At 68.5% G+C, this 17025-nt stretch carries 8 protein-coding genes; all 8 read right to left on the minus strand.

What is annotated here, in order from left to right:
- Nucleotides 1–35: 35 nt before the first annotated feature.
- Nucleotides 36–7568, minus strand: a complete 7533-nt coding sequence (locus tag THIMADRAFT_RS07585) for a type I polyketide synthase (protein WP_007192412.1) — start codon at nt 7566–7568, stop codon at nt 36–38.
- Between the two features lie 69 nt (nt 7569–7637).
- The gene (locus tag THIMADRAFT_RS07590; RefSeq protein ID WP_007192413.1) at nt 7638–7928 is read right to left on the minus strand and encodes a hypothetical protein; all 291 of its coding nucleotides are present in this window, start codon (nt 7926–7928) and stop codon (nt 7638–7640) included.
- A complete protein-coding gene (locus THIMADRAFT_RS24535; protein WP_007192414.1) occupies nt 7925–9121 on the minus strand; it encodes an aminotransferase class I/II-fold pyridoxal phosphate-dependent enzyme in 1197 nt (398 codons plus the stop codon). The genes THIMADRAFT_RS07590 and THIMADRAFT_RS24535 overlap by 4 nt, the downstream gene beginning before the upstream one ends.
- Before the next feature lie 5 nt (nt 9122–9126).
- Nucleotides 9127–10212, minus strand: coding sequence for a Gfo/Idh/MocA family protein (locus THIMADRAFT_RS24540; RefSeq protein ID WP_007192415.1), 1086 nt, complete (start codon nt 10210–10212; stop codon nt 9127–9129).
- A gap of 138 nt (nt 10213–10350) precedes the next feature.
- Nucleotides 10351–11127 (minus strand): ChbG/HpnK family deacetylase, encoded by a 777-nt coding sequence (locus tag THIMADRAFT_RS07605; protein ID WP_007192416.1) that lies wholly within the window; start codon nt 11125–11127, stop codon nt 10351–10353.
- On the minus strand, nt 11124–12248 hold the full coding sequence (locus THIMADRAFT_RS07610; protein ID WP_007192417.1) for a glycosyltransferase: 1125 nt from the start codon (nt 12246–12248) through the stop codon (nt 11124–11126). The genes THIMADRAFT_RS07605 and THIMADRAFT_RS07610 overlap by 4 nt, the downstream gene beginning before the upstream one ends.
- 52 nt (nt 12249–12300) lie before the next feature.
- Nucleotides 12301–12612: a hypothetical protein gene (locus THIMADRAFT_RS07615; protein ID WP_007192418.1), complete on the minus strand. Its 312-nt coding sequence runs from the start codon at nt 12610–12612 to the stop codon at nt 12301–12303.
- Nucleotides 12600–16613 (minus strand): acyltransferase domain-containing protein, encoded by a 4014-nt coding sequence (locus THIMADRAFT_RS07620; protein WP_007192419.1) that lies wholly within the window; start codon nt 16611–16613, stop codon nt 12600–12602. Before THIMADRAFT_RS07620 ends, THIMADRAFT_RS07615 begins: the two co-directional genes overlap by 13 nt.
- Nucleotides 16614–17025: the final 412 nt, after the last annotated feature.

The following is a 17025-nucleotide window of genomic DNA, read 5'->3' on the forward strand; positions in this document are numbered from 1 at the left end:
GCACCGCATCCGCAGACATCGGTGCCGATGCCTTCTTAGACATGCACACGCTCGCCGGACCGCCGCTCGATCTCCAGGTCGCTCGTCGCCCGCTGGGCTTGGCCTGCGATGCCCCAGGGACCGTCTCCTGCGATGACCTCGCAGACCTCCGACGCCCCGGCGGCCAGCTCCGCGATCAAGAAGCGCGCGCCGGCTTCGGGGGTGATGACCGGGATACCCTGCCGAGCAAAGCGTTCCTGGACCTTCGCATCGGCCATTCCGACCCCGGTCCAGGGCCCCCAATTGATCGCCAGGACACGCGTCCGCGGCCACTTCGCCCGCATCATCCAGGCCAGTCGATTGAGCGTCTCGTTGGCAGCGGCATAATCGCTCTGGCCGCGGTTTCCGAAACGACCGGCGGTCGAGGCGAAGAGCACCAGGGTCCCTAGGCGCTCCGGATCCAGGCGCGCCATCAGGGTATGGGCGGAGTTGGCCTTGGTTTCGAAGACACGCGCGATGGAGTCCGGTGTCTTGTCGACGAGCAGGCGGTCTTCGATCACGCCCGCCCCGTGCAGGAGCAGATCGATGCGGCCGAGCCGAGCCTGAAGCGACTCGATCAGGGCGCCGAACGCCTGCGAGTCGCGAACGTCGCAGGCGTGATACTCGACCTGAATCCCGGACGCGCGTAACCGTCGGAGCGTCGCAACGGCCTCTTGGTGCCGGAGGACGACGCCGACCTCGCGCTCGATGGCGGCGGGAGGGCGCGATCGTCCGGCGGAGCGATCCGCCTGGATGAGCCTTGCGCGGATCTCCGCCGGGGTTTTTTCCTCCCCTGCGTCGCTGGCCAAGACATCTTCGAGCGCTTGTCGACCGATCAAAACCACCCGCATGCCCGGACGTGCCAGCGCGCCGACGAGCGACGCGGTGATGCCCCGGGCACCGCCGGTCGCCAGGATGACGGCATCCGGCGGAAGCTCGGCGGCGTCCCCCTCGGTGTGATCGAGAGGTGCGGGGCGCGGGGAATAGGACCAGCGTTCACCTTGCAGGTAACCGACCTCCGGCGCACGGTCCGCAAAGATGAGCTCGTTGACGATTGCATCCGCAACGGCGAGGGGCGGCCGATCCCGCTCGAAGTCCAGACACCGGGTGTGAAGCGACGGCCACTCATGCTCCAGGCTTCGCAGGATCCCGAGCGGCGCGGCCGCGACAGGCGAGCCCGCGAGCAGCGTTGTGTCTCGGCCGAAGCGTCCGCCCAGGGCTGACGCGGACAGAATCCAGCGTGTCTTCGTGCGGTCCGGGCGCTCGAAGTCTCCACGAACCGCCTGGAGAAGCCGGAAGAGGTCCAGGATGCTGCGTTTGCAGGCATCGGCCCAATCGACGGGGTTCTCGAACGTATCCCCGCGATCCAGCCCGGAGAGATGAACGATGCCCTGAACGGGGCCATAGGTCGAGCGCAGCGCGGCGATCTTGTCCTCGAGGTCGTCCACGGTCTCGACCAGCCCGGCATAGCCGCCGCGCAGCTCGAGGAGGGCAGCGAGCTCTTCGGCAACGCCCAGTCGGTCGCGGGTGACAACGAAGAGTCCGCTCAGGCGCGCATCGCTCGACGTCTCGATGGGCTGTTCCTCGGCCGCCATCACATAACGCGGACAGGCATCGACGCTGTTGTCCGGTGCCGCTGCGGGCGACGCGTTCGGCGGGGCGTTCGGCAGCCTCGTTTCCGTGCCCCGGCAGAGTCGATCGACCCATTCCCCGAGATGTCGAAGCCGAGTCAAGTCCTCCGAGAAGGCGTGGATGTCGACATCGGTACGCCCCGCAATCTCCTGCCTAAGGCGGTCCGCCATCTCGATGCGCTTTAGCGAATCGATGCCCAGGTCGGCCTCGATATCCTGCGTCAGATCGAGCATGTCGGCCGGATACCCGGTGACCTCGGACGCGACACGCAGGATGGCATCGGCCCAATCGATGGTGTTCCCTGTACTGACGTCGGCTCGTACGGGCCGATCGGCTTCGCGGACGCCGTCCGCCTCGGGCCGGACGCCGGCTGTCTGCGCGCCGCCGGGCGGCATGCTTACGGGCGGCACGGATTCGGCGGATTCGAGCCAGCCCCGCAAGGTGCGGATACGGGCGAGCCTATCGACGTCGAGATTGCCCGTGCCGGCCCCCGGCAGCGCGCGCGCAAAGGACTCGAGGATCTCGAGCCGCTTGAGCGAGTCGATGCCCAGCTCGGCCTCCATGTCGTCGTCCAGGCTCAGCATGTCCTCCGGGTAGCCCGTGACCCGGGAGACCGTCTCCATCAGGATCCGCTTCGGATCCAGTGACGTCGGCGCGCTCGGTGCAGGCTGTGGCGTCGAGGCCGGCGCCGGCCGGGGCTCGACGGGCACCGATTCGCGAGATGGTGCCGAAGCCGGAGAGACCGACGGTCGCGCGACCGCCCCGGGGATCGAAGCAGGTTGCGAGAGGCTTGCCGGGACGGGCAGATCGCTGCCGACGAGCGCGCTGAAGATGCGCTCTTGGCTGGCGATGAAGGCCTGCATCGTTTCGGCATACGCCTGATAGATGCCGGCGACCCCGGCGTCCTCGCCGAGCGCGGGCAGAGGCGAGTGGCGGGGTTGAGAGTTCGCGGATTCGGACGTTCGGCGCGCACGTTCTGCCTGTTCGCGCGCGAGCGAATCGGCGTCGTAAAGCGGCTTGAGCGCGCGCCATCGCGGTGTCTCGACAGAGCCGTCGCCGTGCTCCGAGACCGGCCAGGCCATGTGTCCGTCGACCATCCAGGAGGTCGGTCGAAGCGGCGGCGCCAGGGCGTCCCGACACACCTCGTCGATGCTGCGGATCCGCTCGACCCGCCCGTCGAACAGACGCGCAAGGTCGATGGGCCGGCCGGCGCGCCAGAGCGCGGCGAGCCCCTTGAGGAACCCCGGCATCCCCTGTTTGCCGGGATCGAGCGCGACGACCCGGATATCTTCCGGAAGGTCCATCGTCCCCAGCAGACCGGCCAGCGTATCCATCGGACCGACGTCGACGAAGACGCGGGCCCCCGCGCCGATCATCTGCCGCACCATGGCGACGAACTCGACCGGTGCAGTGAGATGGCTGTTGAGATGGGCGGCGACGTTGGGACCCTCCAAGCGCCTGCCGTCGATGTTGGAGTAGGCCGCGATCCGGGCTGGCCTCGGGACAACGCGCGAGAGGTCACGGGCGAAGGCATCGCTTGCCTCGGCCATCAAGGGCGAATGGAAGGCGGTCGACACCCGCAGCTTCAGGACCCGCCAACCCTTGTCGGCCAATCCCGCGCAGGCGGCCTCGAGCTGCGGGGCAGGGCCCGAGATCACCACCTGCTTGTCGCTGTTGTGATTGGCGAGCACGATCCCGGGATATCGGCCGAGCTCGGTCTCCACGGCCTCGCGCTCGGCAAAGACCGCGGCCATCCCGCCGGGGCGGCTGACCGCCGCCATCAAGGCTCCGCGTGCGGTCGCGAGGTCGATGAAGTCGTCGAGGGAGAGCACGCCCGCGGCATGCAGTGCCGTCAGCTCGCCGAAGCTGTGACCGGCGACCATGTCCGGGATGACGCCCAAATGCACCAGATAGGCCACGGATGCCGCCGAGACGGCGCCGATGGCGGGTTGGGCCACGCGGGTGTCGACCAAGCGCTCCTCGAGACGGGTGCGGTCGGTCTCGCTGAAGGCCGACGGCGGAAAGAGGTAGTCGTCGAGTGCAAGCGGGAGCTTTCCCTCAAGGCGCTCGCGCACATGGGAGAAGACCGCGCGTGCCTGCGGGGCATGAAGGGCCAACGCACGTCCCATGCCGACGTACTGTGCACCTTGGCCGGGACACAGAAAGGCCAATGTGTCGGCGTTGTCGGTCGAGCGTTGCTCCAAGCCCAGCTCGCTCGGCAGACGGCGTCCCGGCTCGTCCAATGCGCCGATGAGGCCGGCGAGGGCCTCGGCGAGTCGCTCGAGGTCGGGGACTACGGCGGTGGCGACCCAGCCCGTGCGCGGATCGCCCGCAGCCTGCGCGCTGGCCGCGGCCAAGGCGCGCAGAGACGGCTTCGCGCCGCGGGCGAGCCAGTCCTGCAGACGGGCGAGCTGTGTCCTCAAGCGGTCGCGATCGGGTCCGTGAAAGACGAACAGCTCGGCGGGCCAACGGCCGGCGCCGTACGGCACGGGCGGGCCGCCGGGTGCGCGGTATTCTTCCAAGACGACGTGGCTGTTGGTGCCGCCGAATCCGAAGGCGCTGACGGCGGCGCGATGCGGATGGGCGTCGCGATCGAGCCAGGGGCGCGGTGCGTTCAGCAGTCGTAGGGGCGACCCCTCTTGCGTCAACCCCGGAATCGGGTTTGTGACGCCGTAATGCGGCGGCAACACCCCGTGATAAAGGGCCAGCGTCGTCTTGGCCAGACCCAACAAGCCGGCCGCCGTCTTGGCGTGGCCGAGGATCGATTTAAGCGACCCGAGGGTGCAGCGTTCGGCGCCCACGCCGGCCTTCTTCAGCAACCCGCTGTAGGCCTCGATCTCGGATTGATCGCCGACCCGCGTGCCCGTTCCATGGGCCTCGTACAACTCGATGCTCGACAGCGGGATCGCTGCTTTGACGTAGGCACGACGCATCGCACGCAGCTGACCTTCGGCGCGAGGCGCCGTCATTCCCATGGCGCGCCCGTCACTCGAGGCGCCGACCGCCTTGACCACGGCGTAGATCCGATCCCCGTCGCGCTCGGCGTCCGCAAGCCGCTTGAGCACCATCACGATCGCGGCTTCGCTCGGCACGAAGCCGTTGGCAGACGCGTCGAATGCGTGCTCGGTCCCGGTTGGGGAGAGTGCACCGGTGCGCGTGAATCCCGTATAGGACCCCGGACTTTGGCCGACGTCCACGGCGCCCACAAGGGCGAGATTGGTGCGACCGGACTCCAGCGATTGAACGGCGATGTCCAAGGCCGTCAGGCCCGACGCGCAGGCCGCATCCACGGTGAGGTTCGGCCCGCCGCAATCGAAGCGGTTCGCGACTCGACCCGCGACGACGCTGGTGAGGCCGCCGGCGAAGGTCTCGTCCGCCAGCTCGGGCGTGCGGGCCTTGATCTCGGCGGCATGCGGGCCGGCGAGCACCGGCGCCATGGCACGGGCACGAATGGCATCCCCGGTGAACCCGGCAGCATCCGCGGCGCCGAAGATCACGGCGGTTTGCTCCCGATCGAAATCGCCGTCGGGATAACCGGCATCCAGGAGTGCGCGCCGTGTCATCTCCAGCATCAGGAGCTGGGCGGGGATGATGTTGCCGACCGATTTCGGCGGGATGCCGAACAGCAGCGGATCAAACAGGACGGGGTCGAAAAAGCCGCCCCAGCGGCACACGCTGGCATCCGGGTCAAGACCCTCAGGGTCGTGATAGAGCCGCCAGTCCCAGCGTGCTGCGGGAATCTCGCGGGTTCGCGGTTGCGCGGCCAGGATGACGTCCCAAAGCTCTTCGGCGTCGCTTGCGCCCGGCGCGAGCATCCCGATGCCGATGATGGCGATATCGCTCGGTTGCCCCTCCCGAGCGGCATCCGCGCCGCGCAGCGCCGTCTCCTCGGCCGCGCGCGTCTCGAGCCAGCGCGCTGCATCCTCGGTCACGCTGCGATGAAGGCGGGCGATATCGGTGAGCTCGTCCTTCACGACGGCGCAGTCCCCGATCATATACATGCCGTCTTGCTGCTGCTGATCCGAAGGGGCCTCGATCAACCGCTCGCCGTCCCGGACAATGCCCTTCGTCGCGATACGCAGCCGCCCGAGCAGGAGTGTATCGAGCTGCTCGCGGGTTTCGTCGATCGAGCGCCGATCCTGGAGAAGCGTCCGGCGATTGGCCGAGAAGAGGTCGACGAAGGGCGTGTCGATGCAGCGATTCGCGTGTCCCGGCGCGCTCTCGATCGTGGCGGTGCGACGGCACGCCAAGGCGGCCTGCTGGAAACCCGCGACGACGGCCCCTCGATCCACGGCCTCCCGCGTGTAGAGATAGGCGGTTCCCATGAGCATCCCCCAAGCCGCTCCGCGCGCGACCAGCGGAGCGGCGATGACGGCAGCCATGGCTGCGCTTGCCGCGTCATGGATGCCGCCCGCGAACAGGACCTCGAGGTCCTTGATCTCCGCGCCTGCGCCCGCGAGGATGCGCTCGACTGCCATCTCCCACAGCGGCAGGGATCCGATCGGCCCGACGTGTCCTCCGCACTCGCGGCCCTCGAAGATGAGGCGGTGCACGCCCTCGCCGAGAAAACGCTCCAGAAGCGCCGGTGTCGGCACATGGACGAAGGTCTTGAGTCCGATGGCCTCCAGTGTCTTGGCTTGATCCGGTCGGCCGCCCGCGAGCACGACATAGCTCGGCGTGATTCGCCGCAGGCACTCGATTTGGGCCTCCAGCAGACTCGGCTCGATGAATCCGAGCAGGCCCACGCCCCAGGCCCTTCCGGCGAGCCGCTCGCCGCAGCGTTCGAGGAGCGCGGAGATCGCGCTCGGGCGCATCACCCCCAGCGCGAGTGTGGGTAGAGCGCCTCCGCCGGCAACCGCTTCGGCGAATTCGGCGGTATCGCTGACGCGGGTCATGGGGCCTTGGACGATCGGGTCGGCCACGCCGAGGTGTGCGGCCATCGGGCTTCCGCGCAGCGTTGCACCCTGGGTCGCCGCGGTCTCGATCATCCGCGGGATCGCGTTGTCGATGGCCCGCAGGAGCCGCCCGAGGGTGCGATACTCGCGTGCGAAGCGCTCCGCGAAGCCGAGTCCCTGTCCGACGGGCCACAACGCCGTTTCGGGCGATCCGAACCCGAGCCGCTCGCCGATCGATCGGCGCCATTCGGCGCGTGCCTGCTCCGGTGAGATGTCTTCTCCCTCCAAGGCAATCGCCAGATCGCGCGCAGGCTTCGTCTGCCGAAAACGCGACTGCTGCAAGACGCGGCAGGGGGCCTTCAGAGAGGAGCCGAGGAGCAGGCTGGCTTCTACGCTCTGGGTTTCAAGCCAACCGCGATGCTCGGGGCCGAGCGGCGATTCGCGCAGGAGCAGGAGTTGATCGTCCAAGACGACGCCGGCCGCACCGGCGGCCCGACAGGCGGCCATGCCGCCGATCCCGAGGCCGCCGTAGACGAGCACGGGCCCGATCCCGGACGCGAGAGCCGCCTGAAGGAGGACAGGTGCGCCGGTTTCGCCGCACCAACCGGGACTCTCCTGCCCGCGCACGATGATGCCCTCCGGGCGCAGATCGGAGGCTCGGACGGCGTCCAGGATCACCACCGACGGGATCTCGATCCAGACGGCTGCGCCGGTGGCGCGGGCCGCGCGGGCGGCCTCGATCAAGCGTTCCGCGCAAACGAGATCGGCGTCGGTGATCAGGATCGGACGCCCCTGCAGATCGGGCGCTCCGACGGCGCTCTCGACCTGCTCCGGGCGCAGGCGCAGACCGGCCGAGGGCGGCGCATTCGCGATCGCATGCGTGAAGGCGGTCTGGCCGCAACGCGTGAGGTCGAGGACTCCGAGGTGTCCCGCACGGGCCGCCGCCAGCGCGATGGAGCCGCCGGGAAGCTCGGCGGGATTCAGGCACAGGCAGAGGAACGCCTGCTCGATCGGATGCTTCATGACGTCTCCAACGGAGGGGTTGCGCGCGGTCACTCGAATACGCAGCGAAACGGGTCGGGCAGGGGCGTCTTAGAGCCCCTTGTAGTCGGCAAGGCCTTCCAGGAAGACATCCGCATCGACGATCGGGATCACCTCGACGTGACTGGCCTTGAAGTAGGGGTTCATCCGCACCTTGAGCAGCAGATCGCGCGAGTTGTCCGCACTCGTGACAAAGGCCCCGCCGCCGGCGACGAAGGCATAGGCGGCCTCCACGTCGCCGCTGCTCAGGGCGGCTCGAACCTCGCCCGCGTACTGACGGACCTGCTCGGACTCGATCTGATAGGGTTGGCCGTTGGGGCGCATGATGACAAGGAACTTCATTGGGGAGTCTCTCCGGTTGAAACGGGGGAGGTCGTGCGTGTGTCGTCGCCCGCGAGCACAGCGGTCAGGCATTCGCGTAGACGTTCCAGTGCGTCGGCCGGCGGCTGTACCCGAGCCGGAAGGGTCAGGAGGCGCGGGACGATCCGCGCCGCGACGGGGCAGGGACGGCGTCTGATGCCCGCGCGGTGGTCCTCCCAGTCAAACAGGCTCTGATGCTGGAGCGTAGGCCAATAGTGGTTCGGCTCGAGCGCCGCGCCAGCTCGGCGGAGCCGCTCGGCGATGGTCGCGACCTCCTCGGGCGTTGCCGCGAGGCCCTCCGGGACGCCGAGGACAATGCGCCAATAGACGCGTTCGGCAGCGCAGCAGGGTCTTAGAGGGATCAGACCGAGATCGCCCGCGATCGTCTCGACGTCACGCGCATACCCACGCTGCAGCGCCTGCTTCTCCGGATAGCGCTTGAGCTGACCGAGTGCGAGCACCAAGGCGACCGGGTGGGGTCGCAGCTTCAAGCCGACCGCCGATCCACCCCAGTCGAGGGTCTTCAGATCGCCCGGGACGCGGTTGACGTGTCCGTAGACCAGCATCCGCTCGTGCAGCTCGGGGTCCCGGGTCACGGCGCATCCGAGCTCCCCGCCCGAGACGAGTTTTCCCCGCCCGAGCGAGAAGCAGGCGATGTCGGCATGGGCCGCCAGGGGCTCGTCGCGATAGAGTGCGCCGTGGGCGTGCGAGGCATCCGCGACGAGCGGAACGCCGGGTGCCGCGGCACGCAGGGCCGCATAGTCGGCCGGGATACCCCAGGGATTGTGGACCAATATCGCGGTCGTCCGCTCTGAGATGGCTCGGCTTAGGTCCTGCGGGTCCATCGTCAGGCCGAGCGGCTCCGCATCGACCGGCACGACTACGGCGCCGAGCGAGCGCACCGCGGCTGCCATGCCGTGAAAGCCGTAATCACAGACCGCGACCTCGTCGCCCGAGCGCACACCCGCCGCCCACAGCGCGGCATGGATCGCCGCGGTGCCGTTGTTCGTCGCCACCGCGTGCCGGCCGCCGGCGAAGGCGGCGAACTGCTTCTCGAACCGTGCCAGATGTCCGCCGCTGACGATCGAGATCTCGCCGCGCCGAAGCAGGCGAGCGACCGCCTCGATGTCACTCTCGTGGACATCTTGCCAGTTCTCCGAGGGCTCGATCGGCATGAGAGTCAGGCCCGCGCAGTGAGCGGCGATGCCGAGGTCGATCCACGTTCGCCTCGGGCGGACGCATAGATCGCTTGGATCACCCGTACCGCCTCGGCGGCCTGCTCCAGGGTCGCGGCGCGCGGATCCGGCGTGCCCTCCACCGCGCCCGTCAGGGCCCGGAACTGCTCCCGGTGCGACACCCCGTAATAGGACACGCCCAACGGGATCTCGTTGGTCTTCTGCGCATCGGCAAAGGCGGATCGCCAGTGTTTGAGCGCCTTCTTGGATGTCAGCTCCAAACGGTGAAGACGCGCGGGGGTCGACAGATCGAAGGCCACGATGCCGCGATCGCCCATCAGCTCGATGACGTTGCTCCAGGCGGATCCGGCGGCACCGGTAATGGCCACCGTGCCGAGTGCACCGTTTTCGAGCTGCAGTGCGGCGACCAGACTGTCCTCGGTCTCCATCACCTCGCGATTCCCCAGCGTGTCCATCATGGCCTCGACCCGAACGACCGGGCCGGCCAACCACATCAACATGTCGATGAAATGGTAGCCCTGATTCATGAGGACGGACCCGCCCTCGCGCGCCCAGGTCCCGCGCCAGTCGCTCGCGCCGTAGTAGGCGGGATCACGTACGCATTCCAAGGAAATTCTCGCCATGCGCAGTGCGCCGAGATGTCCTTCGGCGATCAGATCCCGCACCAGGCCCACGAGCGGGTCGAAACGGTGCTGGGTGATCGGAAAGACGAGTCGGTCGGCCGAACGCGCCGCCGCGGCAAGGGCGAGCACGGCGTCCGGGTCGAGCGTGGGCGGTTTCTCCAGGAGGACATGTTTGCCGGCGCTCAACGCCTGCAAGGCCAGATCCGGGTGCGTATCGTGCGGCGTGCAGATCGAGACCGAGCGGACCGCGGCATCCGCCATCACCTGGTCCAATTCCGCGGGCGCCAGACCCCAGCGCGCCGCGAACGCGCCGGCGATCTCGGGGTCCGTGTCCACGGCGTAGGCCAATCGCAGGGGTGCCGCATATCCGGCCGCGTCTACATGGGTCGGCGCGACGCGCCCGCAGCCGATCAGGGCGTGTAGCCACTCGTTGGATGGATTCAACATGCGTGATTCGATCTCGTTGATCTCTCAAATTGCGCCGGCACCGGATGCGTTGCTTGCGGGCTCGGCATGTCGTTCGACCCGGCAGCCGGAACGGGCCGCCAGAGCGGGCCGCCGGACCGGGCCGCGAGGCTCGCGGTGTCAGATGCCGAGGGCCGCGAAACCGACCACCTCAATGCCCTCGGTCTCCAGCGCCTCGCGCAGATCGGCGGAGCAGAGCAGCTGCGTCTCTTCGACACGCGCATCGACATAGCCGGAGATCGCCGCGAGCGCCGCATCCTGCGGATATCCCGGATGGCATCCCAGCTCGACGATCGACCCGGGGCCGGCCATTCGCAGCGCCAGCCTTAGCCGTCCCATGACCAATGCCGTCGTCAGCGGCCGCACGCCGGAGAGCATGAGCAGGTCGGACGGTGTCTTGACCCCGAGCTCCCGCAGGCGCCGTGCCTCTCCCGTGCCGCATGCGCGCCCGGGCAGGCCATGTCGCGACGCCACCTCGGCAAACGCCGGGATCAGCTCCCGCCGGCAATGCACGTGGTGGTGGCTGTCCAGATGGGTCGGCTCGATCCCCCAGCCGCGCAAGCGCGCGATCTGCGCGTCCCACTCCCGAACGACCTCGTCCGGATGACAGGCACCGAGTCCGCTTCGATGATCGGGAAATCGCCCGTCGAGCCCCACCAACGACGGGATATCGCGCGGATCGAGCAAGGGTCGGCCTCCGGTCAACTGGAGGTGACAACCGATCCGCCCAGCGAGCCGGTCGGCGACCCTGCACAGCCGAGCCTCGGCCCCGGGGACACAGACCATTGCGGTGGTCGAGGACAGGACACCGCGGGTTGCGGTCTCCAGTGTCGCCTCGGTGACCATATCGGTCAGAGCGAGGTCGTCGGCATTGATGATGACGCGTGCGCGGATCATAGCGTAATTCGTCTCTTTGCAAGGGAGGCAAGCACGTGGGCCGCCCGTTCGGCACCGTCGCAATCCAGAGATGCGGCACGCCCCGCAGTGCGGGCGCCGAGCGCCTCGTCGATCAGGGCCGCGAGGGACGTTGCACCTGCCTTCTCGTCGAAGTCCCAGACAGCATCCAGTTGTCCGAGCGCGGCGGCGCGCTCGATCTGGTCGCTGCCGGATTCCGCATACGGGCAGAAAACGACCGGGAGGGCGGTTCGCAGCAGGGCGTACGCGGTGTTGTACCCGCAGCGCGACACCACGAGGGATGCGCCGTCCACCGCCTGCTGCAAGGGCGCCCGTGTCAGCACGTGGATCCGGGATGCATCGATGCAGGATGCCGTCGGATCGCCCAGAGGGCCGGCGACGACGCGCAAGCGGATCTCGCCGCGATCGAGTCGGGTGCGCAGGGCGGCTTCGAGCAACCGGAAGAGACGGACCCCGGTGCTGCCGCCTCCTGCGAGGCCGACCACCAAAGGCGGCGATTGCGGCGGCGCGGGCACGAATGCGGACTCGACGACATAGCCGACCGCGTGGCGCTCCTCGGGCAGGAGGTAGCCCTGTCGCTCGAAGGCCTCGGCGGCACGCTCGTGTCGCGGGTCCACGTAGCAGAGCGCGACGTCGTAGCGAGCGATGGCGCGCCGCACGCCGAGGTTCCGCGGCCCGCGCGCCGAGGGCCGGGGCCCGTAAGGGACACCGATGACGAACAGCGGCGCGTTCGGATTCCGAGGGGTCGATGCGAGCAGGGGCGCGAGCTCTCCGCCGAGCCCGAGAAAGAGATGGTCCACGAGCACCGCATGCGGGGCAAAGACCCGCAACGCCTCCGCGATCCGCTCGCTGCGCTCGCGCACGCACGCCGGGCCTGCGGGGTCGTCGGGTGCGGGCCAGTCGGGCAGCGCCGCGACCTGCAGCCCGGGCGGGAGGCGGAGACCGTCGAGCCCTTTTCGGCACGCCAGCAGCATGCAGGCGGCGTCCTGACGCTCCATCAGGGCGGCCGCGATCAGCAGGCTGCGTTGCACGTGGCCCACACCCAGCTGGGCATGGGCGTAGAGGAGAATTCGCGGAGTCGAGGGGCTCTGCGTCGGTGTCACCGCTGCAGGATCCGAGTGTCTTCGATGCGCGTTCGAGCGTCGCTCATCCGGTTCACATCGCCTGCGGACGCGGTGCCGGGGCGTCCTGATGGGTGAAGGCGAACTCGACCAGCTCACCGACGGTGAGCTCGTCGCGATACTGACCGTCGGCCATGACCAGGGCCTCGTAGGGCAGACGCAGGCTCAGACGCAGGTCGAGCATGGCGAAGAGCTCCATCGCCTCGACGGAGGTCAGACAGAGATCGGTGTTCAGCATGGTCGCGGCGCCGAGCGGCTCCTCGAGCTCGAGGTCGGTATCGGCCAGGATGTCCTGGATGCATAGGAGCACTGCGTCTTGAATCTGTGCCTGTGTCAGGTTGTCCATTCGACCCTCGTTTTGTGTGTGATGGATTGTTCATGCTCGATGGCGTGAGCGGCGTTCAGCTGCATGTCGATGACCGCCCGGATCCGCCTGCCGACCCTCTCGATCTTCACGGGCGGAAGGGCCCCGCGGAGCCGGTCGGCCCAGTTCCCGACGGGACGGATGCGAGCGAGATGCCCTTGTGTTGCGGCCTCCTCGGTCAGCTCCACGCAAAGATCGAGGTGATCGGGCGATTGGCCCTCATGCTCCCTCAGCCAGACGATGGTCGCCTCTTTGGCCGCGAGACGCATCAGTAAATCGGTGTGTTTCCCGTCGCCGCCTGCCGGCAGCCTATCCTCCGGTCTGTTCCCGGCTTGTTGTTCCGTTTCGACGAGGACCAAACGTGCGAGCGCCGCGACGAAGATGCCGCCCGCGAGGTCCAGGTCATCGACGAGTTGTTCCGGGCACTCGCGCACGAGTCTCCGCGCGTCCGTCGCGGATCCGCCGGTTGTCAGCAGAGGTTGATTCTCGCGCCAATACAGCCGCGAGAGCATCGGCTGAAAGGGGTGGTAGACCATCAGGCGCATGCCGTCCATACGGGCGAAGACAGGTCCGTGCGGACGCGCGAAGCTCGCGTCCGCGACGAGCGTGTCGCCCTGCTGACGCACCCGGACCGAGCAGGCGACCCGATCGCCCGGTGCCGGAAGGTCGCCGGTCTGCCGATACCGATCGATCGCGACCGGAAATGCCGTGAACCAGCGGGTTCCGCGCGCGAGGAGCCAGAACGCGACCGCTTGGCCCACGGCGTCGAGCAAGGCGGCGGGTGTTGCCGCCTCCGCCTGGCGGTCCGGCCCGAATAGCCGGTCGCGCCGCGGTGCAACCGCCGTCAGCTCCAACCCGTCCTCGCGCAGGGCGATCAGACGATCGAGACAGCGAAACGCCGGCCCGTGAAAGAGCGCCAGCCGGTTGAAGTCGGCCATACTCCAAGCGGTCGCGAAGGGTGCGCCTCGGGTTTGAACCGGTTCCAAGGGGATGCTTGCGGTGCCGAGTATCACCTGTGCGGACACCGCCTCCCGAGCCGGCTCGTCGTCCCGCGTCGGCGGCGCAAAGAGTGCGGCGGAGAGGCGTTCGAGACCGTCGGCGTCGCGATGCCGTCCCTGTAGGCGGATGCGCAGACGCGATTGCCGCTGCGGCACGCTGATCCAGCGTTTTCCGAGGAGACCGTCGACACCCAAGAAGGCGAGCGGACCGCTGCCATTCCGGCCGGACAGCCCGCTTGCTGCACGGGCCATGACCTCCAGCGCCATCACCATGGCCATGACCGGCAGTGGACGTTCGGGACGGGATTCTTCGCCGGCCGGGACCCGACCAAGGCGGTGATGGTCCAGATGTGTATCCCGATCCGGTTCCAACAGCAGGTCGAGCTCGACCCCGCCGGCGACCTCGCGGGCGGGACCGTCGAAGGGTCCGTGGGATACTGCTCGGGGTGTGCTGCTCGGTAACGCAACCTCCCGCGGTTTCCGGGCCCTGGCGGCGGCGATGAATCCGAGCGCGACCCGTTCCTGAGTCTCGATGAATTGCCGTGTCAGGGCCAGTTGTCGATGCATGAGGGCGATGCGATCGGGGGTGAGCCCCCGCGGAATCGCGTCCGGGAAGCCGCGTGCGGGCTCGGGTGTGTTCGGTGCTTGGATGTGCTCGGCGGGATCCTGCTCGCCCAACGCCTCGGGTGGACTTGTCCGGACCCATTCAATGAGGTCCCGCTCGTTTTCGTCGGGTCCGGGAACGATCCCGAAATCCATCAGTTGCGCGGGGCCCGGCCGCAATCCGCCCAGGTCGATGCGCACGCCCGCCACGAATAAGGTCGCGAGCGCATCCAGGACGATCCGGGCGCCGTCTCCGCCTTCCCGATCGAGGCCCACCAGCGTAGCCGGCCGACGCCGCAGCACATCCTTGGTGTAGCCGACCAGTTGGCTGCGCCCGCCGATCTCCACGAAGGTGCGAATTCCGCGTGCGTAAAGCGATTCGATTGCCTCGCGAAACCGCACGGTCCCCGTCAGCGCCTGCTTGACGACTCCGGGGAAGCGTTGCGGATCGGACGGGTAGGGCGCGTTTGCCGCGCAGCTCCAGATCCGTGTCGCCGGCTTGCGATACCCCAGCCGGGCAAGCAGGCGCTCCAAGGGTTCGAGCTCCTCGCGATAGAGCGGGGTGTGGAACGGGCGGTCGAAGGGTAGGTGCAGGCAGATATTGGCGCCCTCGTCGAGTGCGGCCACGACCCTATCGATCTCGGGCGCAAGACCGAACAGCACCACGTGTTTCGGCGAGGCGTCGATCGCGAGAAACACGCGACCGGCATGGATCTCCAGCAGCTCTCCGAGGCGCTCCCGGCCCTGGTCGACGAGGTGAACGGCCACCATTCGCCCGGTTTGAATCAGGCCGTCGCAGCGTCGGCTCCTGCCCGAGGCCGCCGTATCCCAGATCAATCGTTCCCTGGTCATGCCGGGAGGCGGTTGCATGGCGCCGGCGAGCAGCAGGGCGGCCATCTCGCCGTTGCTGAAGCCGAGCAAGGTGTCGGGCTCGAGTCCGGCTCGCGCGAGGAGTCTCGCCGATGCCATGACGGCCATGGAGCCGACGGCGCCGCTCCAATCGAAATCGTTCCAGGCAGCAGACGCGGCAACCCCCACTCGATAGAGACTGTTGCAGAGATCCCCCGGCGGACCGGGCCACGCGGCTGCGAAGTCGTCCAAGGTGTCCATCACGGGCGGGAAGCTCAGTGCTTGGCTGCGCAGGATGCCGGGGTAGGCCGAGCCTATACCGGGCGCCATGAAGGCGATGGAGGGCGGACCCTGGACCCCTGTCGGTGTGGCGTCCGGGAGCGAAAGATGGACGCCGATGCGCTTTGCTCGCATCGAACTGCCGACGCCGTCGAGGAGGTCGGCCGCGACCCGCAGTCGGTCCTCGAGCTCCTGTCGGTCGGCGGCGACGAATCCCAGTCGGGCAAGCCCCTCGTCGCGATACACGGATTCGGCGAGCGCGGTCATGGAGAAGATCGCGGGGACCGCAGCCAGCCGATCGGCGAGAGTCGCGACCTCGGCACGCAGGGCCGCGGCCGATTCCGCGGCCATCAGGAACGGCTCGGCGGGCCAGGCGGTGACCGAATGCTGCAGGAGCACGCCTGGCTCGTCCGCGGCCCTCAGTCGGACAATCCGCTCCGAGCCGTCGGCACGCAGGACAATATCGGCACGCCGCGGACCTGCGCCGAGGCCGTGGACCCAGGGCGTTGCAGGTGTCGATTTCGTCCCCGACGGCGGCGGTCCGTACGGCGGAATCATGCGCTCGCGCACGGCGAGGGCGGCGACCGCCAGGGGCAACAGGCTGGTGAAGGTCTGCGAGAGGTGGAGCGCGTGTTCGGGTGACCACCACCAGAGTTCGGGGCAGTCTCCCGCGGACTCCGAGGCGAGGTCGGATTGTGCCGCCGGACTCTCCGAGCCTAGCCGCAGGGCGGCCGGCTGAAATGCACCAGGGTCGATGACCGCGAAGACCGGGGTGCGCGACGAGACCGCGACGGACAGGGGCATGAGCCCGACGATGGCGCCGCGGTCGAGCTCGCACGAGGCGATCAGGACCCGGGAAAAGCCCTCGCGAAGCAGCTCGCCGGCATGATCGAGCGCGCGCGCGCCGGACTCGGAGCCGCCGCCCAGCGACCAGACGCGAACATCCGTCGGCGCGCACGGTGCGAGCCGGACCTCCAGATCGCGACGACGGACCGGCGCGCCCGGCGCGGAGCTGTCGCACACGACGATCGCTAGGGGCTGGGGTCTCTCGGGCGTGGTGAGTCGACGCAGGGCGGATGCGATCAGCTCGACCGGATCGAGCGTCGCTGTCGTGGATTCCAGCGAGCGCCCGGCCAGAAGCCCGTTCCAAACCGCCGCGACATCGGGCAGGCGGCCGACCCGCAAAGTCAGGTCGGTGATGGCGATCGGCCGGGAGTCATGCCCCCGATCGGTCTGCTGACTGCGCTCGGACATTCAGTGTTCCAGGGGGGTACGCGGCGAGGCTTGTGGTTCGGGACCGAGCCCCGCGGGCGTCAGGATACCCTCGGGCTCACAGGAGCGATGACCTGCCGGGCAGGTCCGGGGCGGCTGGCTGTCTTGGCTTGACACGCGGCGCAGTATATTGTCCCCTCCGATCGCCTTCAAATCGAAATACGGTGGGCCGATTCGAGTCGGCTCTTGCAGCCGACCTGGAGCCCATGGCGTCTATGCATGCATCACGGGGCGGCGCGTTGAAAGAAACCTTCCCATTGGTAACCATCTCCCTGTGAAGAGCGCACAAGACCGCGCAGCCGACGCCGCACGTTCCTCCGTCGGCACTCAAGCATCCCGACTTCATCTCCTCTGCGCGCCCGCTCGGGCCGATCTATGCCGTGCGCTGCGCCGG

This window comes from Thiocapsa marina 5811, from assembly GCF_000223985.1.
Lineage (GTDB): Bacteria > Pseudomonadota > Gammaproteobacteria > Chromatiales > Chromatiaceae > Thiocapsa > Thiocapsa marina.

Bases quoted from the DNA above. Each gene is read 5' to 3' on its own strand.
- THIMADRAFT_RS07585 (WP_007192412.1), bottom strand. From the start codon at position 7,568: ATGAAGCATCCGATCGAGCAGGCGTTCCTCTGCCTGTGCCTGAATCCC.
- THIMADRAFT_RS07590 (WP_007192413.1), bottom strand. From the start codon at position 7,928: ATGAAGTTCCTTGTCATCATGCGCCCCAACGGCCAACCCTATCAGATC.
- THIMADRAFT_RS24535 (WP_007192414.1), bottom strand. From the start codon at position 9,121: ATGCCGATCGAGCCCTCGGAGAACTGGCAAGATGTCCACGAGAGTGAC.
- THIMADRAFT_RS24540 (WP_007192415.1), bottom strand. From the start codon at position 10,212: ATGTTGAATCCATCCAACGAGTGGCTACACGCCCTGATCGGCTGCGGG.
- THIMADRAFT_RS07605 (WP_007192416.1), bottom strand. From the start codon at position 11,127: ATGATCCGCGCACGCGTCATCATCAATGCCGACGACCTCGCTCTGACC.
- THIMADRAFT_RS07615 (WP_007192418.1), bottom strand. From the start codon at position 12,612: ATGGACAACCTGACACAGGCACAGATTCAAGACGCAGTGCTCCTATGC.
- THIMADRAFT_RS07620 (WP_007192419.1), bottom strand. From the start codon at position 16,613: ATGTCCGAGCGCAGTCAGCAGACCGATCGGGGGCATGACTCCCGGCCG.